Source organism: Paenibacillus sp. GYB003 (assembly GCF_036577625.1).
GTDB lineage: Bacteria > Bacillota > Bacilli > Paenibacillales > NBRC-103111 > Paenibacillus_AB.
The window spans coordinates 135,946-162,246 of record NZ_JARBDC010000069.1 but is presented as its reverse complement, the minus strand read 5'-3'; the positions used below and the strand labels follow the sequence as shown (position 1 = coordinate 162,246).

At 58.9% G+C, this 26,301-nt stretch carries 18 protein-coding genes; 12 read left to right on the top strand and 6 right to left on the bottom strand.

Annotation, left to right across the window (positions count from 1 at the left end; translation table 11 throughout):
• Positions 1–17: 17 nt before the first annotated feature.
• The 4 genes from PV407_RS22355 to PV407_RS22340 form a co-directional block, all read right to left on the bottom strand.
• Positions 18–1,172: a Ger(x)C family spore germination protein gene (locus tag PV407_RS22355; protein WP_332092214.1), complete on the bottom strand. Its 1,155-nt coding sequence runs from the start codon at positions 1,170–1,172 to the stop codon at positions 18–20.
• Entirely contained in the window at positions 1,169–2,653 is a 1,485-nt protein-coding gene (locus PV407_RS22350; protein ID WP_332092213.1) for a spore germination protein, read from the bottom strand. Before PV407_RS22350 ends, PV407_RS22355 begins: the two co-directional genes overlap by 4 nt.
• Positions 2,650–3,744: an endospore germination permease gene (locus tag PV407_RS22345; RefSeq protein ID WP_332092212.1), complete on the bottom strand. Its 1,095-nt coding sequence runs from the start codon at positions 3,742–3,744 to the stop codon at positions 2,650–2,652. The genes PV407_RS22350 and PV407_RS22345 overlap by 4 nt, the downstream gene beginning before the upstream one ends.
• 193 nt (positions 3,745–3,937) lie before the next feature.
• Positions 3,938–5,008 (bottom strand): YVTN family beta-propeller repeat protein, encoded by a 1,071-nt coding sequence (locus tag PV407_RS22340; protein WP_332092211.1) that lies wholly within the window; start codon positions 5,006–5,008, stop codon positions 3,938–3,940.
• 136 nt (positions 5,009–5,144) lie between these two features.
• On the opposite strand from PV407_RS22340, the gene PV407_RS22335 reads away from it, so the two are divergent.
• The 4 genes from PV407_RS22335 to PV407_RS22320 are packed head-to-tail and all read left to right on the top strand — an operon-like array spanning position 5,145 to position 7,939.
• Positions 5,145–6,110, top strand: coding sequence for a sulfurtransferase (locus PV407_RS22335; RefSeq protein WP_332092210.1), 966 nt, complete (start codon positions 5,145–5,147; stop codon positions 6,108–6,110).
• Positions 6,111–6,131: 21 nt separating this feature from the next.
• Positions 6,132–6,527: a rhodanese-like domain-containing protein gene (locus PV407_RS22330; protein WP_332092209.1), complete on the top strand. Its 396-nt coding sequence runs from the start codon at positions 6,132–6,134 to the stop codon at positions 6,525–6,527.
• Positions 6,524–6,784, top strand: a complete 261-nt coding sequence (locus PV407_RS22325) for a sulfurtransferase TusA family protein (RefSeq protein ID WP_332092208.1) — start codon at positions 6,524–6,526, stop codon at positions 6,782–6,784. The genes PV407_RS22330 and PV407_RS22325 overlap by 4 nt, the downstream gene beginning before the upstream one ends.
• 36 nt (positions 6,785–6,820) lie before the next feature.
• The gene (locus PV407_RS22320; protein ID WP_332092207.1) at positions 6,821–7,939 is read left to right on the top strand and encodes a YeeE/YedE family protein; all 1,119 of its coding nucleotides are present in this window, start codon (positions 6,821–6,823) and stop codon (positions 7,937–7,939) included.
• Positions 7,940–8,049: 110 nt separating this feature from the next.
• Here PV407_RS22320 and PV407_RS22315 read toward each other — a convergent pair whose 3' ends face one another.
• On the bottom strand, positions 8,050–10,416 hold the full coding sequence (locus PV407_RS22315) for a helix-turn-helix domain-containing protein (protein WP_332092206.1): 2,367 nt from the start codon (positions 10,414–10,416) through the stop codon (positions 8,050–8,052).
• Between the two features lie 296 nt (positions 10,417–10,712).
• Here PV407_RS22315 and PV407_RS22310 point away from each other — a divergent pair, with 296 nt between their 5' ends.
• The 6 genes from PV407_RS22310 to PV407_RS22285 all read left to right on the top strand — a co-directional run bounded on the left by PV407_RS22310 (position 10,713) and on the right by PV407_RS22285 (position 19,747).
• Entirely contained in the window at positions 10,713–12,536 is a 1,824-nt protein-coding gene (locus PV407_RS22310; protein ID WP_332092205.1) for an extracellular solute-binding protein, read from the top strand.
• 17 nt (positions 12,537–12,553) lie between these two features.
• Positions 12,554–13,876, top strand: coding sequence for an ABC transporter substrate-binding protein (locus tag PV407_RS22305; protein ID WP_332092204.1), 1,323 nt, complete (start codon positions 12,554–12,556; stop codon positions 13,874–13,876).
• 139 nt (positions 13,877–14,015) lie between these two features.
• On the top strand, positions 14,016–16,082 hold the full coding sequence (locus PV407_RS22300) for a beta-galactosidase trimerization domain-containing protein (RefSeq protein WP_332092203.1): 2,067 nt from the start codon (positions 14,016–14,018) through the stop codon (positions 16,080–16,082).
• A gap of 131 nt (positions 16,083–16,213) precedes the next feature.
• A complete protein-coding gene (locus PV407_RS22295) occupies positions 16,214–17,935 on the top strand; it encodes a hypothetical protein (protein ID WP_332092202.1) in 1,722 nt (573 codons plus the stop codon).
• 201 nt (positions 17,936–18,136) lie between these two features.
• Positions 18,137–19,201 (top strand): DUF2268 domain-containing putative Zn-dependent protease, encoded by a 1,065-nt coding sequence (locus PV407_RS22290; RefSeq protein ID WP_332092201.1) that lies wholly within the window; start codon positions 18,137–18,139, stop codon positions 19,199–19,201.
• A 108-nt stretch (positions 19,202–19,309) separates the two neighbouring features.
• Positions 19,310–19,747: a DUF5946 family protein gene (locus PV407_RS22285; RefSeq protein ID WP_332092200.1), complete on the top strand. Its 438-nt coding sequence runs from the start codon at positions 19,310–19,312 to the stop codon at positions 19,745–19,747.
• A gap of 463 nt (positions 19,748–20,210) precedes the next feature.
• On the opposite strand, the gene PV407_RS22280 is transcribed toward PV407_RS22285, so the two are convergent.
• A complete protein-coding gene (locus PV407_RS22280) occupies positions 20,211–21,029 on the bottom strand; it encodes an AraC family transcriptional regulator (protein WP_332092199.1) in 819 nt (272 codons plus the stop codon).
• 131 nt (positions 21,030–21,160) lie between these two features.
• Between PV407_RS22280 and PV407_RS22275 the strand changes: the two genes are divergently transcribed.
• The gene (locus tag PV407_RS22275) at positions 21,161–22,492 is read left to right on the top strand and encodes an ABC transporter substrate-binding protein (protein ID WP_332092198.1); all 1,332 of its coding nucleotides are present in this window, start codon (positions 21,161–21,163) and stop codon (positions 22,490–22,492) included.
• A gap of 60 nt (positions 22,493–22,552) precedes the next feature.
• Positions 22,553–26,224: a cadherin-like beta sandwich domain-containing protein gene (locus tag PV407_RS22270; protein ID WP_332092197.1), complete on the top strand. Its 3,672-nt coding sequence runs from the start codon at positions 22,553–22,555 to the stop codon at positions 26,222–26,224.
• The last annotated feature ends 77 nt before the right edge of the window (positions 26,225–26,301 follow it).

The window sequence follows — 26,301 nt, the reverse complement described above, 5'->3', positions numbered from 1 at the left end:
AGGGCGCGGGCTTTTCGTCATTCGACCCGCAATTTGTACTTGCCGCTGTGGATCAGCGTCACTTTGACGTCGACGTTTTGCAGCGAATCTCGATCCAAAATGAATTCGCCGTCGCGGTGCAAACTGTGCCACAATTTCGGATTTTCGCGATACAGGCATTGGCCCAGCTTCAACACGTCGATTTTGATGTCCAGCCCTTTCTCGTACGTATCGCGAATCTGCTTTTCGATCCCCTCGTTCAACAGCTTCTCGATATCGGTTTTGGACGTATCGCGTACGAGCTCGTCCACGAAAGCTTTCATCGTCAGCGTAATGTTGAAATACGGCTTTCCGTTTTTCACTTCGTGGTGAATGGCCGGTTTCGGTTTGATGACCACGATAGCCGCGGCGGGATTGCGGTCGTCCGGAATGTTGATCGGGGAACGCTCCAGCTTTCTTTGCAGCCACCGGTACCCTTCGAGGTCGCGCTCGGACAGCCAGCCGACCATTTTCTGCGCGTGGAAAAAGTACGCTCCGTCGATTTTGAACATCGGCCGCTTGTTTTTATCCTCGCTCCACGACTGCCGGTCGATCGAAATCGAAGGGAGCATGGCCGACTCGGCCGGCTCGTTGAACTGGCCGATCACCTTGTAGCCGTACACGGGCAAAATGTACGAACGCTGGGAATAAATTTGCGCCGGCGTGTCCATCAGCGTATCGAGCGGGGACAGGTTGAGCAGCGATTTTTGCGCGAAGATGTCGCGCAGCGGTTCTTTCGTGCCGTACAATAAAATATTGTACCGGATTTCGCGGTAACGGTTGACCATATCGTATGCCTCCTTGACCCGCTCGCCTTGCCGCAAAAAACGTTCGGTCACCACGATCGACTTCACGTGTCCCCAAAATACGCGCAGCTGGGAGGTGGAGTAGATGGAGTTGAACGATTCGGTCACGGTGACGCCTTCGCCGCGGCCGATCCACGTCGGCACGTTTTTGCCGACTTCCGCCGCTTCCCCTTTGGCTACATTCGTAAAGTTGAGCACTTGCGCGTACGTAATAAATGTTCCGTTCTCGTAATCGAAGCCGAGCGCGGTGACGTATGCCATGTTCTGAATATCTTTGGAGTTCCAGCAGCCCGTCAGAAGTCCGGCGAGCAGCATGCCCGCGATCGCAAGAGCGCCCGCCCTTCTCATCCGGCATCGTCCCTTTCGTGGTCCGGATCGATCGTCTGCAGCGCGGTTGGCCGTTTTTTCATTTTGTCCCACGGCAGGCGCACATAGCTCCTCAGTATATCTTTGAAAACGGGAGGCGATATGGGCGACCAGTACGGCACGCCGAACGAACGCAGCTTCGACATGTAGAACAGCAGCAAAATCAGGCTGAGAATAAGCCCGTACATGCCGATGACCGACGAGACGACAAAGACGCCGAACCGGATGATGCTGACGACCGTGCTGAGCGTCTGGTTGACGAGCGTAACGCCCATCACCGCCGTGATCGCGCCGACGACGACGACGGAAGGGGAGACGAGACCGGCACGTATGGCCGCGTCGCCGATGACGAGACCGCCGATGACGGTCAGCGTCTGACCGATCGAGCTGGGCAGCCGCACGCCCGCCTCGCGGAAAATTTCCATCAGCACGAGCAGCAAAAACATTTCCATCTGCGCCGACAGCGGAAGGCCGAGCCGCGCCACCGAAATGGTCGCCATCAACCGAAACGGGATCTGGTCCTGGTGAAACGCGGACAATGCGACCCAGAAGCCGGGCAGCAGAATCGAAACCCAGAAGCTGAACAAGCGAATGAGCCGCGCGAACGAAACGTACTGAAAGCTGAAATGCACGTCTTCCGGCGACTTCAAAATAAGCGAGAAGGTGGCGGGACCGATCAGGACGAGCGGGTTGCCGTCGATCACGATGACGAAGCGGCCGGCGAGCAGGCACGTGACGGCGTAATCCGGGCGACCCGAAATGTCCAGCAGCGGAAACAGCGGATATTTGACGTCGGCCAGCGCTTCCTCCAGTTGGTTGATGCTGTATAAGCCGTCGATGTCGATCTTGTCCAGCCTGGCGCGAACCTCCCGCAAAATGTCGGGGCTCAGCACGTCGGCCAAGTAAAGCAGCCCGACTTTCGTCCTCGTTCTTCGGCCGAGCACGAACGTTTCGCAATGGAGCGAATTGCTGCGGATCCGTTTGCGAATGAGGCCGACGTTGACCGTCACGTCTTCGACGAAGCCGTCCCTCGGGCCTTTGATCGATATTTCCGTGCTCGATTCCTCGGGAGACCGTTCCGGACGATTGGAAATGTTCAGCTTGAACAGCATGCCCGTTTTCGGCAGCATGATCGTCAAATCGCCTTCGAAGACGGCATCGGCGATATGTTCCTCCGTCGCCTCCTCCCGGAACGCGACGAGCGGCAGCGGCCCGAGCGAACGGCCTTTAAGCAGATGCTCGAACCCGTTATGCGCATACATGCGGCTCAGCTCCGGCACGACGGTTTTGACGATTTGCGAGCTGTCGCAAAGTCCTTCCGCGTAAATGAGCAGCACGACGGAGCCGTCGTCCCGCTCGTCGAAGGCAAACGATTGGATTTGTACGTCGGAGGAGCTTTCGAACAGACGGCGCAGCTTGTCCTCCGTCCAAACCGCGGCATGTTCGGATTGCCGGACGCTCATATCGGTTCCTCCTTGGCGGGCTTGGCGAAGCGGGCGACGATCGCCCATACGGTCGTCAGCGCCAGCGTAACGACCAACGTAATCTGGATATAGATCTCGAACAGCCCCAAATAAAACGTCGTGATCCGGCTCACTACGATCGCCATCGCCACATAGCTGAGCGATATGTATAAAATGAAACGTTTGCGCGACTTCGGCTTCCGGAACGGCATCATGTCGGCCAGCAAATATTGCGACAGGCTGATGCGCACGGTCGCTCCGGCGAGCCACTGGAAGACCGACAAAAAGTCGACGTGCTCGACGTAGTTGCCCAGCTTGACGAGCCGCCACTGCTCGTAAGGCGACACCATCTGCTTGGCCGCTTCCTTCGGGCCGAATTCCGTTATCGCGCCGACGATCGGACCGAGCGTAATGTAGACGAGAATGAGAGCGAGCGACATGAGCTGCCAAGCTTTCACCTTCGTTTTTAGCCGGTGCTGGAACAGCAGCAGCAGCGCGATTTCCACAAACGCCCCGCCGGCGAATATCATGCCGTTAAAAGCCGGCTTTAAGCCGTTTTCCAAGAACGGCTTGAGCAGCGGCCAATCTTTTTCCGGCGTATTGGCGATCGATACGAAGTAGCCGAGGCAGACGACCGCCGGAAGGAGCAGGCCGGCTCCGATGGCGATCGTACGGATTCCGTGGCTCGCCGAGTAATGGCATACGAACACAAGCGCGACAATGAGGACGAGTTGCGGCGTAGCCGGCAAGTAGTTGGAGATCGTCCATATCGCCGTATGCACGATCGTCATGCCGCCGATGAAGTACAGCTGCAGGACGACCGGGGCGAGCAGCAGCCAGGACACGAGCGGAGACGTCTGCCGCGCGAGCCACGGCTGCAGCTTTTGCCGGCCCGATTTGTTCATGATGTAGACGAGGACGGCGCACCACGGAACGTACAGCGCAGCGGTCATCAGAACCGATATCCAGGCGTCCCTGCCGGCCGAATCGAGCAGCATCGGGTTTACGATGACGTGACTGAGCAGCCCGTTGAAAAGCATCATGATCATGAGCAGTTGCAGAAAGCCGATTTTGCCTTTGGAATCGTTCACGCCGCATCCCCATCTGCTAATCGAATTATTGGAACATGGACGACCGTCAGTCATTTTGTTACGTTGCCTTTTTTTCCATAAATTATTCGCGTTCGCGGCCGGGCGGGAAAACGGACGGGATCCGGCGCAAAAAAAATCCCCTCTCGGGGAGAGGGGATGGCGATTCGTGCGCAACCGGATATTTTTTCCGCGATCAGCAGCTGCCGCCGATGCCGGGAAGCGCCTTGATCGTGATGCCGTGAGGCTGGGCGCCGACTTTGATGCGCTGCACCGCCTGGCGCGTCTGCGTGTCGATGACGGCGACCTCGCCCGATCCGCTGAGCGTGACGTACGCCTTCGTCTGCTGGCGGTTGTAGGCGATATGCCTCGCTCCGGCCAGGTCGGCGATCGACTGGATTTGCTTGCCGCCGGCCAGGTCGACGAACGTGACGGCGCTGCCTTCCATCGACGTGACGATCGCGCTTTGCCCGTCCTCGGCGACGACAACGTCCGTAGCTCCTGGCGCGACGGCGATTTTCGCCTCCTGCTTGCCGGTTTCCGTATTGTACACTTCCAGCGCGCCGTCGCCGGCGACCGGAACGAACAGCTTCTTGCCGTCGTCGCTCGTTTTGACGGCCCGCGGCGTTTTGCCGGTCGGGATGGTCAGCACCGTTTGCTTCGTCTTGACATTGACGACGTACACTTTGTTGTTTTCGTGGTCGCTGACGTACAGCCTGTCTCCGAACAAGCTCATATAGTTCGTTTTCGCTCCGGTGCCCAGATCGATCGTGCCGGCTTCCTTCCGTTCCTTCGTGTCGACCAAATAGACGAACTGGTCGGCTACGGCGGCGACGTACAGCGTCTTGTTGTCCGGCGACAGCACCATGCCGTGCGGCATCGGGCCGACGGGGACCTCTTTCTCGACCTTGAGCGTTTGCGTGTTGATGATCGATACGGTGCTGCTGTTCATATTGGCCGCGTACGCTTCCCGCATCGTGCTGGAGAAGACGACGGTCGTCGGCGCCTCGGACAGCTTGACCTCGCCCACGACTTTGCCGGTCGGCACGTCGATGACCGACAGGGCGTTGTCTTTCTCGCTCGGCACGTAAAACTGCACGGCCGTCAATTTGCCCGCCTCGGTTTGCGCCGGCGCCGCCGCTTCGCCGGTATTGCCGCCGCCGGCCCCGAGACGCGCCCGGGCCTGCTCTTTCGTCTCCATGGCGCATCCGCCCAGCAGCATGGCGGCCGCTATGCCGAGCGCGAGCATCTTTTTCCCGTTTCTCATCCGTTTCACTACCCCACTAGTTAGAAAGTATTCAAAATGCAAATTTAAACCTTGTAAATCACTCGGGATAGATGTATTATACAGGGGAAATCATCAAAATAGCAATACGCATATGGGACCGAGGGGAGCGGCAGCAATGAAATCGAAACTGGCCATTTTATCGTTAATCGTATTGGCGGGCATTACCGCGGCCTGCAGCAGCAAGCCGGCGGCCGGACCGACGAACGCCGCGGGGGGCGATGCGGGAAATAAACCGGCGCAAGAGATAAAGACGACGGATACGTATCCGAACGCGCAGCTGCTTGCCGATGTGAAATGGGTCGAGGAGCATGCGAAGGACGCGAACGTCAAAATTATCGACGCGCGTTCGAAAGGGTACGAGCAGGGCCACATTCCCGGAGCCGTATCGGTGAACGCCGGACTGTTGAAAGATTCGAAAAACAATACGATCATCTCGAAGGAAGCGTTCACCGAATTGTTCCAGAAAGCCGGGATCAACAGCGACTCGACCGTGCTTGTCTACGACGAGGGCGGGGCGGGCAACTCGGCGACGCGCATTTTTTACGGCTTGGAATATTACGGGCTGAAGGATAAAGTGAAGGTGCTGAACGGCGGCTTCTTGGCGTGGACGAACGCGGGCAAGGAAGTGTCGACCGATACGCCGACGGTGGCCAAGGGCAACTTTACCGCACAGCCGAACGACAAGCTTATTACGACGAAAGCGCAGCTGCTGTCCGCCAATTTGGCGCAATGCACCGTCGTCGATACCCGCTCCGCCAAAGAATATACCGGCGAAGATTTGCGCGGCAACAAAAACGGCGGACACGTAAGCGGCGCGATCAACGCCGAATGGAGCGAGGCGATCGATCAAAACCCGTCCGACGGCGTACCGAAATTCAAAAGCTACAAAGATTTGACGGCGCTCTACACGAAAGCCGGCATAACCGATAAAGAGAAAACGGTCATCCCCTACTGCCAGACGAACATTCGCGGCGCCCATACGTATTTTACGCTGCGGCTGCTCGGGTTCAAGGACGTTCGTCCGTACGAAGGCTCGATGGCGGAATGGGCGAATTCGGACGACGCCCCGCTCGTCAAATAAGGAAGGGAGATGGACTCGGACATGGCACAGCGAATCGAAGGCGTCTCCCACCTGGATTGGCGGGAGCTGAAGGAAGTGCTGGAACAGACGGAACGCACGACGATCGTCATCGACGTGCGCGAGCCGGAGGAATACGAGGAGGCGCATATCGAAGGCCTCCCGCTCATTCCGATGGGCGACATTATCGATTGGACGGAAAAGCTCGACCCGCGGCGCGAATACGTGTTCGTCTGCCGCAGCGGGCGTCGAAGCTTCGAGGTCGCCAACTATTTTCAAAACAACGGATTTTCGAACGTGCACAATTTTCTCGGCGGCATGCTGAGCTGGGCGGAGGAAGGCAACCCCGTCGCAAGAGGGCCGGCGGAGCCGATCGAAAACTACGGATTACCGACGACGAAAGGGGATAACGAACAATGAGCCTCAGCGAAAAAGAACTGCTTGCGATCAAACCGGACCATATCGTCGACGCGATCGGGGAAGTGTGCCCGCATACGCTCAATTTGGCGCTGGACGGGCTGAAAAAGGCGAAATCCGGCGAAATCGTGGTCGAGATTACGGACCACAGCATCGCGACCAAAACGATTCCAGCCGCGGTGAAAATGAACAAAATCGGCGAGTTTCTCGGCGTCGCCAAAAAGGGCGGCGAATACCACATTTTCGTCAAAAAGGCATAATATCGATCGAACTTGGATAAAGGGTGGTTGACGCAGGTGGCATACACATGGGACGTCTTTTTGCTGGCCGCCTTCTTCGGCTTTGCGTACGGCTTTTTGCTGCAAAAAGCCGATTTTTGTTTCGTCGCTTCGATTCGCGACTGGATCAGCGTGAAAGATACGCGCATTTTGAACGGCGTGCTCGTGCTGATCGGCACCGCGCTGCTCGGCTGGACGCTCGTGCTCGCGACCGGCGCGCGGGGAATCGCGGACCTGTGGACCGTACCGGTCAGCGGCGGCAATTTGCTCGGCGGCATCCTGTTCGGCATCGGCATGACGATCGCCGGCGGCTGCGGCTCCGGGACGCTGTACCGGTGCGGCATGGGCTACGTGCAGTTTTGGCTCGTCCTCGTCTGCGCGATCGCGGGCAATCTGCTGTTCGCGCTCGTTTACGATCCGTGGGGCAAGAGCGTGCTGGACCCGCTGACGTTCGCCGAATCCGGCTATACGCTGTACAGCTTGCCTCTGCCGGTTTACGTCATCCCGGTCGCGATCGTCGTCGTCATGATCGGCATCGCGGTGGCGCGCTTCGGCGTCCGCGGCTTCGCCCAAGGGATCAAGGAGGCGCTGACCGACTGGGAGCGCAATCCGTTCAAGCAGTCGCATTGGGACATTCGGCTCGTCGCGTTTCTGATCGGCGTCGTCGCCACGGTGCAGTTCGCGCTCATGTCCAACGTCGGCATTACCGGCCCGGAGACGCGCATCGGCGCCGTCGCGGTCGCGCAGCTGCTCGGGGACGATTTCGTTTACAACAATACGTACTTGAACGCGCTGTTCGCCGATTTTCCGAAAGTCGGCCTCGGCCCGGAGGAGACGCTCGTCATCTTCCTCGTCATCGGCTCGCTGGCTGCCGCGCTGCTCAGCGGCAGCTTCAAGCTGCGGCTGCCGCGCAAATCGCGCCTGCCCGCCGCCATTTTCGGCGGCCTGCTCATGGGCGTCGCCTCGCGCATCGCGCCGGGCTGCAACATCGCCAACGTCATTACCGGCATCGGCGCGCTGTCGCTCAGCAGCGTGCTCGTGCTGGTCGGCATGATCATCGGCATTTTTATCGTCGTGGCGTACGTGTTCAAAATGCCGCTCATGCTGTTTCAAAAAGACGATTCGTTCGGCGCCTGATGGCGTGCGAAAACGTCGAAAAGCTGTCCGATCGGTCCCGCGACCATTCGGACAGCTTGTTTTGATCGATATCCGGCCGAACTTCAACGGCATTCCGATCCGTCCCCGGGCTACCCCTCCTCCGCCATCCGCCGTTCCCTCCGGTATTCGAGCGGCGTAAGTCCGGTCAGCTTGCGGAACATGCGGCTGAACGAGTTGGCGTTCCGGTAGCCGACCTGCGAGGCGACCTCGTGGATTTTGCAGTCGGTCGATTCGAGCATCTGTTTGGCTTTACCGACGCGGACGTCGTTCAGCAGGTCGGTGAACGTGACTCCGCTGCGGCTTTTCATGTAGTTGCACATATAGCCGACGGAGATGTTCAGCTTGCCGGCAACGGTTTCCTGCTGAATATCTTCCCCGTAATGGGACTCGACGTAACGGCGTATGAAATCGAGGATCGGGTCGGTTTCGGATAATTTGCCCGCAACGAGCTGCGCCGCCCGGCGGGTCCACGACTCCAGAAAATCGGCGCATTCTTCGGCCGTTTCCAAATCTTTGGCTTGCTCGTATAAAGGGATTTCCCCGTTCCATTCCCCCGGATCGATCCTCCGCACCGTAAGCGCCATCAGAAGCTTGGAGACGATCTCCTGCGCGAACTGCCGGTATTGCCACGCGGTGGCGTCCGCTTTGCCCATCCGGTGCATCATTCTTCTGACGAGGTCCACGGCCGCGGGCGCATGGCCCGACTGAAGCGAAGCGGCAAACTCGCGTTCCTCGGCGGGGCTGAAATGAAGGTCGTCCCGGAGCGGACGTTTCTCCGTAACAATCTGGGTATACGGGGACAGCCGGCGCCGGCGCAGCAGCTCCATTCCGTCCTCGTAAGCGGCGGTGAACTCGCTGGAGCTTCGCAGGGACGGACGAAAGGCGACCGTCAAATAATAAAAGCCGCCGTCCCGGTCGAACACTTGCTTCATTCCGGAGAGCAGGTCCGTCAAATCGCCGCATAAGCCGACCCCGTCTTTGCCGTCCGCCGTTTCGCTTTTTCGGTCCGCATCGTCCCCGCCAACGTCCGCCGCCCATTCGCCGCCGCCGCCCGCGCTTTCCGCGAACACGATCGCAAACAGCAGATCTTTTTCGCTCTGGACGGTAATCGCTCCGGGAAACCGCTGATGCATGACCAAATGAATATATTCCGCAATATAATCCGTCAACTGCTGTTCGCCGATGCCGAGCTCGCGGAATCGCCTGGTCCGTTCGATCTGGAACAGGATGAAATAAAACGGCCTGGACGTATCGACCAGCGAGCGGGCGTCTTTATGGTTGACGTTCGTTCGTTTGACGAGGTCCAAATAGCCGTATTTCTCAAGCATTTTCGTCTTCTTGCGCAAATCGTCGCGAATCCGGTCCCCGGAAGCGATCAGATCCTGAAGACGGTCGCCGATCAGCTTGAATTCGGAAATTTTGCTGCGGAGCTGGATGTTCGGACTGCTCCGCTGCAGCGAATGGACGAGCTTTTGGATCGGCTGCTTGAATTTATAGCTGAAAATGACGGAGAGAAGGAGGCTGACCACGACCGACGAAACGAACAACGCGAGCAAGATGGCATTCAGCCTGGACAGCTGAGCGGCGATCCGTTCGTTCGGAACCATGTTGACGTACGACAGGCCGGTCATTTCCCCGCGATTTTGGAAGAAATAGTTTCCGCTGTCGGTAAAATAACCGCGGTCCGTTCCCGCCGGCGGAAGAGAGGCTGCGTGGGCGTCGTTTGCAGCCGTTGACGGATCCGAGCTGTAAAGCGGCCGGCCGTCAGGATCCGCGATTTGAAACACGTCGCCGCCCGACAGCGAATAGCTTCGAAACAGCGCCTCGGCATCCAGCAATACGCCGATATAGAAGGCTTGATTGATCTTATGCTTATAAATGACGGGGAAATACAGGCCGGTCTTTTCGCGCGAGCCGTCCAACTGCTCCTTGTCGAAACGGACGGCGGGGAAAATGCGGCTCCGGTACGGCTCGCGGAACGGCTCCGACCAGAAAGCTTCGCCGTAAGCGGGATGGATGTACTGCCGAGTATGGAAGTCCTTGGCTGTAAGAAGACCGGTCTTGTCGATCAGCAACTCTTTCTCCTTAAAAGCAATGAACACATTATGCACGTACAGATTGTTGGAGGCGGAAGAAAGTTCGGCGAATTGTTCGCGCAATGCGTTTACCGCGCTAAAATACCCGTACTTGTCGGTCTCGCCCGTAAGGGCCCCGGCATTGGGACTGTTCAGAAAAGGGGCGACGGCCTCCTCCAGCTTCCGGAAATGGTCCTCGTATTTGGCTACGGTATAGTTCATCCGCAGGTCCGTGTTTTTGACGATTTCCGAACGGATACTGCCGATAAAGAAGTTGGAGGCGGATATATGGAACAGAAACGGAACCGACCCCACGATCAGGAAGGCGAGCAGCAGTTTGGTAAAAAAAGAATGGCGGTTTGCTTTCCAGCCGGATGCCATGACCGATCCCCCTATCCGAAGCTGCGTATGTAGAAACGGTAAATGTAACGGGAAACGTCCGATCCAAAATGTTATTTATATTATATTAAACATTATATATAATTTAAATAGCGAATGCGGCACGATCTTCCCAAATTCATTATTTATTCCCCGATTCACTTTTGTTCGTCGTTTCCCAAACCGGGTGCGAAACGTGGAAACTTGCGGCTTCCGGTTCCGGCCGGCTTCGGTTAATCTACGGGTGCCGGCAAACAAGTTGGGGAGGGGATCGGGCAAAGAAAAGGAGAAAGAGGATTATGCGGATCAACTTGCACGGCCATGACGGCAACAGCACCGCCACGAGATCGCACGGGAGCCGGTTAACGGTAAAAGCCGCCGACGCGGGTTGCAAGCGGCGAAAATGGCGCGCCGCGCCAAAGCCGCAAACGCTGCTGTTATCGCTGCTTCTGCTTGTCCTCCCGTTAAGCTCCTGCGAAACGGTGCGGGACGTTCCGCCATCCGCGGTGGTTGGCGGCGCCGACGTCGCGGCTTCCGCCGCTCTGCAAGCGACGGAAGCCGTTTGGAACGAGCATGGCAGCGTACGGAGCGGCCCGCTCAAATACGACCCGCCGATCGTTCTGCGAACGATTCGGGTCAACGAGCCGGGAGTGAGGTTTTCGCCGGGCAATTCGTACAATAACAATCCGTGGACGCGCGCTTATGAACAGCGGCTTGGCATTCGAATCGAGACGCTGTGGACCGACGACAGCAGCCAGTATAACCGGAAGCTGGATCTGATGATCGCATCCGGAGATATTCCCGATCTGTTCCGGGTTAACGCCGCCCAGCTGCAGCAGCTGGCTGAGAGCGGGCTTATTGCGGATTTGACCGATGTGTACGCCGCGGGCGTGTCCGAAAGGACGAGAAAGCTGCTGGAAGATCGGGGCCGGGACTCGCTCCGGCTGGGGACGATCGGCGGGAGGCTGATGGCCGTCCCGTGGACGAGCACGCTTTCGGAGGCGGCCCAAGTGCTTCATGTGAGGACGGATTGGCTGAGGAAGCTGAATTTGCCGGAGCCGAGGACGATCGGGGACGTGCTGGACATCAGCGCAGCGTTTACGAAGCGCGATCCGGATGGCAACGGCATTCACGATACGTACGGACTGGCTTTGGATCGGCATTTCAACCTGGCGGACGGTTTTTTTAACGGCTTCCATGCGTACCGAAACTTGTGGATCGAGTCGGGGGACGGGCTGGCTTACGGGTCGATACAGCCGGAGATGAAGCGGGCGCTTGCCGGCTTGCGGGAGCTGTACGCCGCCGGACAAATCGACCCGGACTTTGGCGTCAAGGATGAGCTCAACGTATACGAGTCCGTCGTGGACGGGCGGATCGGGATGTTTTACGCTTCTCCGTTCGCCGGCTCCTACCCGCTTCATCAGGCGAAGAAACGGGACCCTTCCATGGAATGGAAAGCCTACCCGCTTCCTTCGATCGACGATAGGAAGGCGCGTCCGCAGGTACCTTTGGATGTAAACGGTTACTGGGTGGTCAGCAAGGACGTGAAGCACCCGGAGGCCATACTGAGGCTGATCGATTTCTGGATCGAGACTTATTACGAGAACGATTCCGAGCAGGCGTACTACGAATTCAACCAATCCAGAGACAACAACCCGGTATGGAAAATGGCTTTGGTCGCCCTCACCAAGCAGTACAAAAACGTGGACGAAAGCCTCCGGATCATCGAAGCGATGGAGACGAACGACCGCTCCAAGCTCAGTCCCGAGGATAAGGGGGTTCTGCAAAGAATCGAATCGTACCGAAGAGACGGCAATTCCGACGGTTGGATGTGGGACTACATGTTCGGCAAGGGCGGGTCGCTGTCGGTGGCGGCGTATTATCGCAATCAGGATTTGTATAAGCGCGAGCGGTTCGTATCGCTCCCTCTGCCGGTCACTCAGCGAAAAAGCGAAGCGCTCGGCACGCTTCAGGCGGAGACGTTTACGAAAATCGTACTGGGGCTGCGGCCGGTCGAGGATTTCGGGCGGTTCGTCGAGCAATGGGAGACGCTCGGCGGCCGGGAGATGACGGACGAGGTGAACGAATGGTACCGGGAGCGCAGATCGCCTTCAACCAAATAACCCGGGGGGATTTACGCATGGCACAGAAAAAGTTGGCTTTGATCGGTATGACGGCGGCGATTGTCGTCATGACCGGATGCGGCGGTAGCGGAACGGGCGGCGGCTCTACGGAAGGGAACGGCAACGAAGCGGCGGGACAATCCAAGCCGGCACAGCCGATCGAGCTCGTCATCCACTCCAATTCCGGCGATAACGAAGACATGTTTAACGGGCAGTACGGCAACGCGCTCCGCAAAAAATTTCCGGACTATACGATCAAATATATACCGCACGGACAAGGGAAGTCGCTGAACGAACTGCTGGCGCAGAAGCAGCAAATCGATATTTTGTATCAGTCGATCGCCTATTATCCGCAGCTGTCGGAAACGTCCGGCCTCCAATACGATATGACCGAGCTGGTCAAAAAACACGGAGTCGACCTCGGGTCGTTCCAGCAAACGCTGATCGACGGCATCCGCAGCTCCGGCGGAGGAAAGCTGCATGCTCTGCCGGTCACCAATACGGTGCAGGTGCTGTACTACAACAAGGGGCTTTTCGACAAGTTCGGAGTGCCTTATCCGAAGGACGGGATGTTCTGGGACGAAACGCTGGAGCTGGCCAAGAAGCTGACCCGCAAGGAGGATAAGCAGTATGTCGGTTTTGCCGCTTCGGCTCCGCACCTGCTCGGCAACAACCAGCTCTCGCAGCCTTATTTGGATGCCGCGGAGAAGGCGACCTTCCAGGCCGAGGCATGGAAAAAGATGATCGCGGCTTATTTCCTGGACCCTGGAGCCGATCAAGGCTACAAAGACCGCGTGACGGCTTTGAAGGCCGTCCCGTACCGGCTGGAGCTGACGAACAGCCAGGAGCTGGCGATGTTCGCTTTCCATTCGCAATTCCCGTTTGCGGTGCCGAAGGACATGGAGAAAATCGAATGGGATCTCGTCTCGCTTCCGACTTTCCGGGATAAGCCGGGGATCGGCTCGCAAATGGCGCCGTTCGTGTTCGGCGTCACGTCGATCTCCCCGAATAAAGATGCGGCGATGGAGGTGATCAAATATTTGGTGTCCGCGCAGCAGCAGATGAACTTCTCCAAGCAGGGCATTATGCCGGTGATCGAGGACGAGAACGTGAAGAAAGCGTACGCGTCGGAATCCGCCTTCAAGGATAAAAACTGGAAGGCGATTTTCTACAACAAGCCGGCCCCGATCGCACCCAAATCGAAATACCAGCTGTCGGTGGAAGGACTGCTCACGAAGCGGATTCCCGATATCGTCAAAGGGACGGTCGATCTCAACACAGCGCTGCGCGAAGCGGCGGAAGAGGCGGACAAGGCGGTCGCGGAGGCGAAGCGAAACTAGGCGGGCCGCCGCTTGCCGAAGGTTCGGAAGCCGGGACGCCTTCGACGGACCTTCGAAACGGCGGCAAGCGGCGAAAGCCGGGCATTGATGCAGGAACGTTCCGATCGGGGCGGATCCGAAAAAATGGGAGCTGACGAACATGAGCTTATATCGCACGACACTTCGAAGAGGGCTGCTCGATTTCCATATCGGGGAAGCCGTGCCGGAGATCGCCTTCGACGTCCCGCGCTATATGCGCGAGATGGCCGAGGCCGGCATGCAGACGCTGACGTTTATGACCAAGGACGCGTTCGGAACGTCTTACTACGACACCCGGATCGGCAAACAAAACGCAAAGCTGGCGGGCAAAGATTTGCTGGAGGAAGCGGTCAAGGAGGCGCACCGGCACGGCATCCGTCTGATCGCCTATTACAACGTCGGGCTGAACAGCTACGTCGCGGGCTCAAATCCCGATTACCGGCAGCGGGACAAGGACGGCGCGCCGGTCACGAACGCATTCGGCTTCTACGATCTGCTCTGCCTGAATTCTCCGTACCGGGATTACGTGGCGGCGCAGCTGTCGGAGATTGCCGGGCGCTACGCGGTGGACGGCTTTTTCTTCGATATTACGTACGTCTGGCCGTCCTCCTGCCACTGCGACTACTGCCGCAAATGGTATGTGGAGAAGTACGGGCAAACGCCGCCCGTCTCGCCGCCGCCGGGCTCGGCCGACCTGCGCAGATGGCAGCAGTTTCAGCGGGATATTCGCGCCGACTTTTTGCGGTTTATTACCGGGAGGCTGAAGAGGCTCAATCCGGAGCTGGAGATCGGCTGGAATCATGCCGGAGACTTGGCGTTTGCGCATATGGAGCCGGATGAGCTGGCGGATTACTTAACCTCCGAATTCCATCCGCCGATTTATTTGTACGGCAGCTTGCTCGCCAAGTGGAAGCGGACGAAGGGCAAGCCGTTCGAACTGATGATGCCGAGCGAGATGGGCAGCTGGGGGGAATGGACGCTCGCTCCGGCGGCGACGCTTAAGGCGGCTGCGGCCATAACGATATCGGGGGGCGGCTCGATCAGCTTCGGCCACGTGCCGATCCCGTCGGGCGCGCTCAAAGGAGCGCTTCCCCCGCCGGTCGTAGACGCGATAAAGCAAGCGAACGATTTTATCCGCGAGCGGGAGGAATGGCTGCTTGGAGCGTCCAGCGTCCCCGACGTGGCGGTGCTGCACGGCGTTCATAACCGGCGCATGCTCGAAAGCACTTCGCTGCCGAATCACGCGGACGATGCGCTGAACGGAATGAACCGGATGCTGATCGAAGGGAACGTCCATTTCGATGTCATGTCGGAACGCGATCTGGTGAAGCAGCTTGGCGGATATGCCGTTCTCGCGCTGCCGGATCAGGCGTACGTGTCGCCGGAGGTCGAAACGGCGGTTCGCGAGTTCGTTCGCGGCGGCGGCTTATTGATCGCCACGTACCGGACGTCCTTATACTCCGAAGAGGGGATGCGTAAAGCGAATTTCGGGCTGGCGGACGTGTTTGGCGCAGATTTCGAGGACAACTCGAGATACAGCGTGAATTATATGGCCGATTTCGCCAAGGAAGCGTTTGGCAGCGTCCCGGATATGCCGGTGCTTGTGAAAGGGACGAACTCTCCGGTGCTGCGGGTGCAGCCGTCCGCGGGCGCAAGGGTGCTGTCCGTCTTTATGGAGCCGGCCATGGAAACGAAAACGCATCGGCACGTCTACCATCAGCATGCCCATCCGGCGATCCGTACCGACGATCCGGCGATCACGCTGCATCGTTACGGCAAAGGCGCATGCCTGTATATAGCCGCGCCGATCGAGGCTTCGTACTGGAAAACCGGCTCTCCGTGGCTGCGCCGGATTTATATGGACGGCTACAAGCTGCTTCGTCCGAATCCGCTGATCGAGGTCGATGCGCCGATCGGCGTGGAGGTCAATCTGATGCGACAGGCTTCGCGTTGGATCGTTCATCTCGTACAGGTTCGAGAGGAGAAGGCGGCGGGCTCGAAAACGTTCATCGAGGAAATATGGCCGCTTCACAACATTACGGTACGCATCCGGGCCAAGCCTGAACGACTTTATTTGGCTCCGCAGCTGGAGCCGCTTCCTTTCGCCGAAGAGGGGGACGGCATCGTATTTACGATTCCGGTGCTGGAGCTGCATGCGATGGCCGTACTGGAAGACGTGCCGGAGTAAGCGCCGAATGGCGGATCCGGTGAATCAAGCGGAAGGTCCGGAGCAAATAACGGCAAAATAGCGACGGCATACGGGACCACGCGGACCGGATACACCGACCCTATAAGTAATCAATCCGGGAGGGAAAAGGTATGGATCGTTCAAGCATGGAAGGACCGGGCAGTTCGGACAGCCCGAAGCGCCCGTTAAGCCGCAGAAAGCTGCTGGCGGCGATGGGGGCGGCCGGCGTATCGATCGCAGCCGCCGGAATTTCCGGCGAGTATTCCGCACAGGCGAAAGGCGGCGACGACTGCGTGATCTCCGTTCCTTCCGTTACGGATCTGCTGGCCCTGAATACCGCTTCAATGCCTGACGGACAGATCGTCCGGGTATTATCCGTCTTCGCGTCGCATCCCGGCGGCGTTTCCGCCCTGTCTATGCCGATGGACTCGAACGGCGGAGGGGAGTTCGTGTGGAAGGCGTCCGAGCCCAAGTCGGGCCATAACGGCGGAGTCGTCATCAGCCCCACTGTTCCGTGGAACGGGACCGTGGCAAATTTGCCCGCTTTTCTTGCGGGAACGGGCGAAACGAGCCCGTCCGGGTCGGGCTGCTGGCTGAGGGTGGCGGGAGGCGCGGTCAACCCGGCCTGGTTCGGGGCGATCATGGACGGTTCGACCGATAATGGAGTACCGCTGGCCAAGGCCATTGCGTACGCGGTATCCAGCGGCCGAAGATCGATTGTACTGCCTAAGGGCGTGTGCGCAACATCGGCCAGCCCGAACTGGGGGTACTCCTACTTGTCGGTGAGAGGAGCGGGCAAGCATGATACGGTTTTGAAGTATACCGGCTCGGGAAGAGCCTTTGTCGTGGACGGCAGTCCGTTCGGTCCGCAGGTCATATACGGGATTACGGTAGAGAATTTGACGATCGAAGGCAACCCGGCGATCACCGATTTATTGTATACGGAGAACGCCTCGCATCTGGTCGTTCGGAACGTGAACCTGCGCGAAGCGAGCTCGTCGACGGGCACGGCGCTAAAGCTGCTCTGGACGGTGGCCGGCGTGTTCGAGAGCGTTACCTGCTCGGTTAACGAACAGCCGATGACAAGCAAGCCGTATACGGGCATTCATATCGGCAAATCGCCGTCGCGCAACCTGCGCTCGACCTGCAATACGTTCATCAACCCGATTATCGAAGGGCTGACCGGGATCGGCATCCGGATTGCGGACGGAGACCAGAATACTTTCGTCGGCGGCACCTCGGAAGCGATAGGCATCCACGGTGTCGTCATAGCGCCGGGATGCAGATTTAATTCGTTTTCCGGACTCGGCTTCGAGGGAAACGGAACCGACGACGTGATGGATCAAGGCCAGTTCACGAAGCTGATCAATTGTTATTCGGCGAAAAAGCTGCATTTTGCCGTCGGCTCGCTGAATGCCGAGGTGAGCGGAGGGCTCCATGAGCGCATTCAAACCGACGCGGGCGCCCGCCGCACGCTGATCGAGAAGCTGACCGTCAACTATTGGAACACGTCGGCGGGCGGGGTGTACGACAGCGGAGACGATTCGACGATCCGCGATATTTACGATCACGATACGAACCGGTTTATGACCGTCCCTAAGCCTAGAGTCGAAATACCGGTCGGAGCCTCGCCGTTTGCGTACACGAACAACGCCGGCCATCTCCAGCAAGTGGCCGTGCGCGGCGGAACCGTGACGCAGGTGCAGTTTAGGCGCGGGGGAGACCAGACGGTCGTGGGCGGCGGCACATCCGGACTTCCGGTCAACAACTTGTACGGCCTGATGCCGGGCGACGAGCTGATCGTATCGTATTCCGCGGCGCCGGAGATGTTTGCGATTCCGATGGGAGTTTAGTCTGTTGTAAAATGGCGGTACATACGGCAGTTCGGGACCCGATTGGAGGCGCCGGACTGCCGTTTCTGTTTATGCCTTCCATTCGACTCCGTATCCGAAAACGACAATTGACTTTAACGCAGCGTTAACCCTTATACTATTTCAATCGGGGGGATTAAGCTTACAATAGGGATAGATCACTTCCGCACGCGAGGGAAACATATGCAAATCATTGTTCACAATACATTGCCGATTCTGTACGATGCCTTTACGAAACGGTTCAAAGCCGAAGAACTGTTACCGCGATTCTTGGAATGGGCCGAAAGCGAGCAAGGCTTCATTTCTTTGGTAAGGAATGCAAAAGGACGGCATGGATTTCAGGATTTCGATATGTTGTCCGCCGTAAGAAGCGACGGCATCGATATTTTGGAAGCCCAGCAGCAATACGGATTGTTTAACCCGACCAGGAGCTTGGAAGCGACGGAATGGAGTTTTGACGAATCGGAACGGCGACAACTCGCCGATCGGATCGCGAAAACGTTGGAGATATTGGCGAAAGCCGTTCCTTCTCGTCTTTTGCCGGATCGTCTCGTTGTCGCCATTGTTCCGGCGGATTGTGCAAACGGAACTTTGATGATGAACGGTTCGGGTATAAGCTGTTATGGACGGGCACCGGGTTATTTGTTTGTTCGTATATGGCCCTCGGCGGGGAATCTCCGTCGTCTGGGTTATATTCTCGCAAGGAGCTTCATCCATGGAATTCGGCGAACGGCCCGAAACGAAGATTCCGCGATCTCGCTTGGTGAAGCTGTTGTTATGGAAGGCTTAGCCGCAGCTTTTATACATACCGTTTTTTCGGATGCGGAATTCCCGGCGTTGATTCATTTTATGCCTCCGGACGACTGGGGAGAAACGCTTGCCGAACTTGCAGGCTATTACGGCAAGACAAGCTATGACGACGTTCCGATCAACATTTACGGAACCCGAATCCAGGCAGGCAGCTTCCGGTCTCCGGATGTTGTTCCATTGACGCGGGAGGAACTCCAATATGCTTGCGAACTGATCATTGCACATTCGGAACGTACGGAAGCGAACATTGTCGCCGCCTATCTTTACGGCGATCCGCTCCTTGCCGCACAGGGGCATCCGACTTTCGGAATTCCTCACCTTGCGGGCTTCGAAGCGGGATATCATACGGTCCAACGATATTTAGAAACGACCGGTATTGAAATTGCGTCGGCGTTATCCCTCCCTTGGCGGGACATCCTTGAAATGGAAAGGAAGTAGAAGGACGGCAGTGGATCAAGCCGGCATGGGGGAGCGTTGCGCAGGTAGGCAAAAATCGGAGTTCGTCTCCATCAAGACTATGATGAAATGCGACAGGAGGTGATATTGATGCAGCAAATGTGTACAAAGTGCGGCGCCGTTCATACCGGGGAGAAAACGTGCGAATCGATTTTCGGCGAATTTCTGGCACTCGAGTTCGCCGATCCCGGTTACGGTCGGGTTCATTTTCTCACCGTTGCCTGCTACATGGTACAGCATGAGGGCTACAGCGATGAATTGTATGTCTGGGCCCAAGCCGCGCTGCGAAAATATTTGGAGGAAGGCTTCACGACGGAGATGATTCGCCGGGATGCAGCCCAAGGACCGGGACGCGACAAGGGAATTCGAAGGCCGGCGGATGCGCCGCCTCTTCCCAAGGTGGCCTGGACGATGACGATCGCCGATGTGGACGCGCAGATGCACGACGCGGAAAGTTATTGCCGGCTTATGGAGCAATGGGGGCGTACCACGCTGCGGGAGATGGAGCCGCTCGTTTTGAAAAAATGACATCGCGGTTCCCGAGCGGCGAATCGTGGTTTTGCCGCGGATGGGGCGGTAACAGCGGAAGGGCCTGACATTTGTATCCGGCGGTTACTTGGCCATGCCCGGCATCCGGAAGATAACCGGAATACGTCCCGCTATTTCGTCTCGAAATAGCGGTTGGTTCGGACGAACGGGAAAAACTCTTCCCGGTAAAGCGGCAGCACAGCGGCAAAAAGCGCGATTCGGCGAAAACTATCGTGAGGTTTTCCCGCTAATGCGGCCGGAAAAGGGGAGGCTGGCAAAATAACGGGACGTTTTACCGGTAGTTTGAATATCCCGATGCGATGGGGAGTTTGGAAACGAACCGTTCCTCTACGAACCCGGCTTCAGGTACGATTCGGCCGCGCAGCGGATGAAATACGCGAGTCCGGTTCGCCGCCCTTCGAGCATGCCCCGGCGGAAGTAAAGGGCGGTCCGGCCGCCGCCGTTAATGCCGCTCGCGGTACTGCTTCGGCGACATGCCGAACTTCGCGCGGAACACCCGGTGAAAATACGTATAGCTGCCGAACCCCGTCGATTCGGCGATCCGCTCCAAGTTCGTCACCGTAAATTTGATCCGGTCGCAGGCGATCGACAGCCGCACCTCCTTCGCGTACTGCATGATCGTCTGATTGCATGCCGCCTTGAACAGGGCGACCGCGTAAGGGACGCTGATGCCCGCATAATTCGCCACGTCTTCGAGCCGGAAAGGGGAAGTCGCGTTTTCCGTAATATACTGCTTCATCCGTCCGACGAGCTGCGACGGGTTGTCGTCCTGTCGGTTCGCGTCCGGGACCGACCGTTCGATCATGCGGCACAGCACGCGCAGAAGATAGTCGGAAATTTCCGCCTTGTGCGGCATCGCCCTCCGGTGCTCCTGGACGATTTCCTTGAAAACGGCCAGCAGGCTGTCGCTCAGCGGAATTTTCATCCGCTGGGGGACGGGCGTCCGGGCCCACCATTCGTCGAGCCACGCCCCGCGGCACGACATGTAATAATTGCCGCTCAGAAGCGATTTGCCGGCCGGCTGCCCGGGGGGACGAACGAATTGAAAGAAGGCGACGTCGCCGGGCCGGTACAGCAGCAAATCGCCCGGACCGACCGGAACGGTTTGGCCGCCGACAAACGCCATGCATCCGCCTTCGACCTGAAGCCGGAAATAGTAGTAGTTGAGCATCCGTTTCGCCGTTTGATACGGTTTATAGTGGTAGGCGTAGTCCGCGTGAAGCACTTCCGACTGCGGCTTGCCGCGATCGCTTGGTGTCAATTCCGCTCACTCCCGGTTCGATCATCAAATCGTTCATCTTATCAGCACATCGTTCATACCCAGTATAAAACAATTTTGATACGATAACGAATGAATTCGATCGATAGCGAAAAAGGGGAGAACGGACGACCATGAGTCAAAAACGTGCACTGCTTGCCGCCGCCGCCGCGTTAGTTTTCGGCGCCGCATTGGCGGGCTGCGGCTCCAAGCCGCAAGAGACGGCCGGAGGAAACGCCGCGCAGCCGGGGGGAACGAAGCTAGACGCAAAGCGGGAACCGGTCGAGCTTGTGTTTTATTCGACTTCCGGGGACTTCGATGAAAACGGTTTCAACAAAACGTTCGGCGACAAAATCAAAGCGAAGTTTCCGCACGTGACGCCGAAATTTATCGCGCTGACCAAAGATACGTCGCTCGATAAGCTCATTACGACCGGCCAGCCGATCGACATATTGTTCAACTCGATCGGCCAAACGTCGGAGACGCTGCTGAACTACAAGATGGAATACGACATATCCGACCTGATCAAGAAAAACGGTTACGACACGTCCGTCCTCGAGCCGGTGACGCTCGACATCCAAAAGCAAATCGCGAACGGCGGCATATACGGGCTTCCGGTCTTCACGACGACGCTGGCGCTTTACTACAACAAAGATTTGTTCGACAAGTTCGGCGTCCCGTACCCGAAGGACGGCATGACGTGGGAGGATACGTACGAGCTGGCCAAAAAAATGTCGCGCACCGACGGATCGGTGACGTACAAAGGGCTCGGCCTTTCGTTCTCCCATACGTCGCTGCTGAACGCGAGGTCGGTCCCGTACGTCGATACGAAAACGAACAAGGCGGCGTTTACGAACGAATCGTTCAAAAACGTGTTCGAGACGCTCACGAAATTTTACGAAATCCAGCATAACGAAGTGAACAAAGACACGGTCGGCTATACGAAGCAGATCCAATCGTTCGACAAAGACCAGACGACGGCGATGTTTCTCGCGCTCAGCACGCTCGGCTCGGTCCGCTTCAAGGAAGGGCTGAACTGGGACGTCGTCTCGTACCCGGTCTACAAGGAGCAGCCGAACGTCGGGCCGCAGTCGTACCCGACCTACTTCTATATCAACAATGCGAGCAAGCATAAGGACGACGCGTTTTCCGTCATCGCGTATTTGACGACGGACGAATTCCAGACGCATTTGGCCAAAAACGGCATTTTCCCGGTATTGAAAAGCCGCGAGGCGATGAAGTCGTACGGCGCGGACATTCCGTTCATGAAAAACAAAAACACGCAGTCGTTTTTGCCGAAGCAGTTCGCTCCGGCCGCTCCGGTCAGCAAATACCAAAATATCGCCTTCAACAACTTGAACAACGCGTACAACGCCGTTCTGCTCAAGGAGAAGGACGTCAACACGGCGCTTCGCGAGCAGGAAGAGAAAACGAACAAAGATATCGAGGCGCAGATGGCCAAATAAAGGGCCGAGCGCCGGAAGCGAAGCGACCCCATTCCAAATCGAAGAAGGAGCGAAGTAGTCATGCTCAACTCCCGGTTCAAGCTTCCCCGCGCGGCCGCTCTCGGGCTGCTCTGCGCGCTCGTCGCGGGCGCCGGCGTCTGGATCGCGCCGGCCCCCGCCCGCGCCGCCTCGGCCGTAACGATCGATTCGCCGGCGGACGGGACGACCGTGCCCGCGCAGACGGTGCGCATCTCCGGAACGTTCGACGGCGCGACCGACATCAAGCTCGTCATCAACGGGGCGAAGCAGGCGGACGTCGCGGCCGACGACCCGGACGCGGACTATAAGGGGACGTGGACGTACGACCTGAACGCCGGCCAATACGGCGGCGAAATCGAGCTGCGGGCGAAAGGAACGGACGTGGCGACGCGATCGGGCGTCTGGTCGGCCCCGGTCAGGCTGCGGGTCGATCACGATCCGGTCCAGGTGCCGCAGGTGGCGATCGCGAGTCCGGCCGACGGCTCCGCGGTAAGCGGCAGCGTTGCCGTCCAGGTGGCGGTTTATGCGGCGAACCCGCTCGGAAGCGTGCAGGTGCGGATCGGCGGCGGGCCTTGGCAGACGGCGGCGAAAAACGGCGCGTACTACGAGCTGCTCTGGGACAGCTCGGGACTCGGCGACAAAACGACCTCGATCGAGGCGAAGGCGACCGACACGACGGGGAAAACCGGGTACAGCATGACGACGTACGCGATAACGGGCTCGGGCGAAAACGAGCCGGTCGCCGTCCGGAAGCAGGACCGGGCGATGTGGATTTGGGAACCGGCCGCCTACAATCTGTTTCTGAATCCGGGGTCGCGGACGGTGCTGGACGCGTTCGCCAAAGACACCGCCACGTTCGGATCGGACCCGATCACGACGCTTTACCTCGCGGTCGGCGGATTTAGCGGCGTCGACATTTTGGAGCAGGAGCCGGGGAAAGCGCGCGATTTCGTCGCTTGGGCGCACCGGAACGGCTTCCAGGTGCACGCCCTGATCGCCGGAGGCACGACGCCGCCGTATTTGGGGGCGTACGCCCAGTATCACGACAAGGCGATCCGGCAGGTCGAGAAGGTGATCAACTACAATCTCGCTTCGCCCGCGGACGCCCGGTTCGACGGCGTCAACGTCGACATCGAGCCGTACATTTCGCCGGATTTCAAAAGCCCGGACCGCTTTTTGCAGAAGCAGTACTTGGACTTGCTCGCGAAAATGATCCAAAGGCGAAATGCGGCCGAAGTCGGTCTTGCGATCGGTCCGGCGATTCCGCGATGGTACGACACGTCCGTCGATGCCGCCGGCATCGATTGGAACGGCGCGGTTAAGCCGCTGTCCGAGCATATTCAGGACGTCGCCGATTACATTTCGATCATGGATTACCGGGATACGGCGGACGGCTCGAACGGGCTGATCGCCAGCGCCCGCGGCGAGATTGAATACGCGGATTCGATCGGCAAGCCGAACTCGGTCGTCATCGGCGTGGAGACGATCGACGTGGCGAACACCGCCGATCCGTACGACGTCACGTTCCGGCAAAAAGGACGGACGGCGATGGAGCAGGAGCTGGACAAAGTATACGCCGCGTTCGGGGGCCATGCGTCGTTCGGGGGAATCGCCGTCCACCAGTACGATTCGCTGCGGGCGCTGCCGTCGTATTGGGGCCCCGGGGCGACGGTTTGGACGCCTCCGGCCGATACCGCGCCGCCGACCGCGGTCAGCGCGAATCCGACGGCGCAGACGGTCGATTACAAGCAGATTACGGTCCGGTACGGCAGAGCGTACGACAATACCGAAGTGGATCAATATTTGGTATACCGCGGCACGGTCAGCGGCTTTACGCCCGGTCCGGCCAACTTGGCGGGGAAATCGAGAAGCTTGACGTTCCAGGATACCGGCCTGCTGCCCGATACGACATATTACTACAAGGTGGCGGCCGTCGACGTCCGGGGCAATATCGGCCCCGCATCCGCGGAAACGTCGGCCCGAACGGGGACGACGACGCTGAAGCCGCTTGTCGTCAGCGGCATGAAGGTCGCCTATAACGGCAGCGGCGCCACCGCGACGCTGAAGGTGGCCGATTACGCGACCGGCGCGGCGGTAGCCGCGAACGTCGGCGGCCGCTTCACCTACTCCGGCGGCAAATACGTGACGGCGCCGACGACGGCGGCCGGCGTCTATACGGCGAGCTCGGAGCCGATCCCGGCCGGCCGGCAGGTCGGGTTCATGGCGCGCAGCATCGACGCTCCGGGCTACTATTGGGCGAAGGCGTACGACAGGCCGGCGGAGGCGACGTTGCTTCCCGCGGACGGGGAAGGCCTTGCGGGACTGTCCGTCTCCGGCGTCGCGCTCGAACCGGAATTCGCGCCGTACCGGATGATGTACAGCGCCGGCGTCGACAACGAAACGAGCGGCGTTACGGTAACGCCGACGGCGGCGTCCGCGGATGCGGCGATAACGGTGAACGGCGTTCCGGTCGTCTCCGGCTCGGCTTCGCCGGTCGTGCCGCTCGCGGTCGGGCGCAACGAGATCGTCGTCGAAGTGACGGAACGAAGCGGCGCCGTGGCGGCGTACACGGTCGTCGTCGTTCGCGCCGGGGAGACGACGAACGTATTCCCGGTTACGGAAGCGGCGTACGTATACGAGACGCGGCCGCTCGAAAACTTCGGCGGCAAGCCGCTGCTCGAAGTCGTCGACATCCCGGGCGCGTCCGGGGGCGGAGACCGGATCGCCTACTTGAAGACCGACTTCTCCGGCTTCCTGGATGCGGACGTGCAGGAAGCGAAGCTGTACTTTTACGTGGACGAACAAACGGCTAAGCCGGTCACGCTGTCGATCGACGCTTACGCGTCGGCGGCATGGAGCGAATCGACCGTCAACTGGAACAACCGGCCGAAAGCGGGCTCGGTTCCCGTCGGAACGGTTGCGGTCGGCTCCGCCGGCTGGTACGCCGTGGATGTTACCGGCTTCGTCCGCTCCCGGATGGACGGCGATCGGACCGCGACGTTCCGGATCATGGACCCGAATACGAAAAATACGCTCGTCCGCATACGCGGCAGCGTGTACGACGGATACGCGCCTTACTTGATCGTCAATCCGTCGCGCAGCCCCGACTTGAGCGCGCTGACGGTCGGCGGCGCGGCGATCGCCCCGGCGTTTTCGCCGGAAACGACCGCCTACGAGGCGACGGTGACGCACGACGTCTATGCGGTCCGCGTAACGCCGACGGCGGCGGACCAATACGCGGGCATTACGGTGAACGGCGCCGCCGTGCGCAGCGGCAAGCCGTCGGCGGACATTCCGCTGCAGACGGGCGACAACCCGATCGCCGTCACGGTCGCCGCCCAGAACGGCGCGACGAAAACGTACACCGTCACGGTGAAGCGGCTGATGAACCCCGATTTGGGCGCGCTCGCCTTGTCGGCCGGGCAGCTGGCGCCGGTGTTCTCTCCGGACCGGACCGACTATACGGTCGATCTGTTCGCCGGCGTGCCGAAAATCGCGATCGTGCCGACCGCCGCCGATGCGCGGGCCGCCGTTACGGTGAACGGCGAGCCGGCGGCAAGCGGCCGGCCGACCGGCGAGATCAAGCTGCCGATCGGCAGCTTGACGATTCCGATCGTCGTGACGGCGCCGGACGGCACGTCGAAAACGTACACGATTACCGTCAACCGCACCCCGCCCGGTCAGGCGGGACGGTCGAACGGAAACGAAAACTAACAGAAGCGGGACAAACTGCCGCGGCATCAGCCGCTGCCCCCCACGCCGGTTGCAGTTGAAGCTCCGCTCGGTCCGGC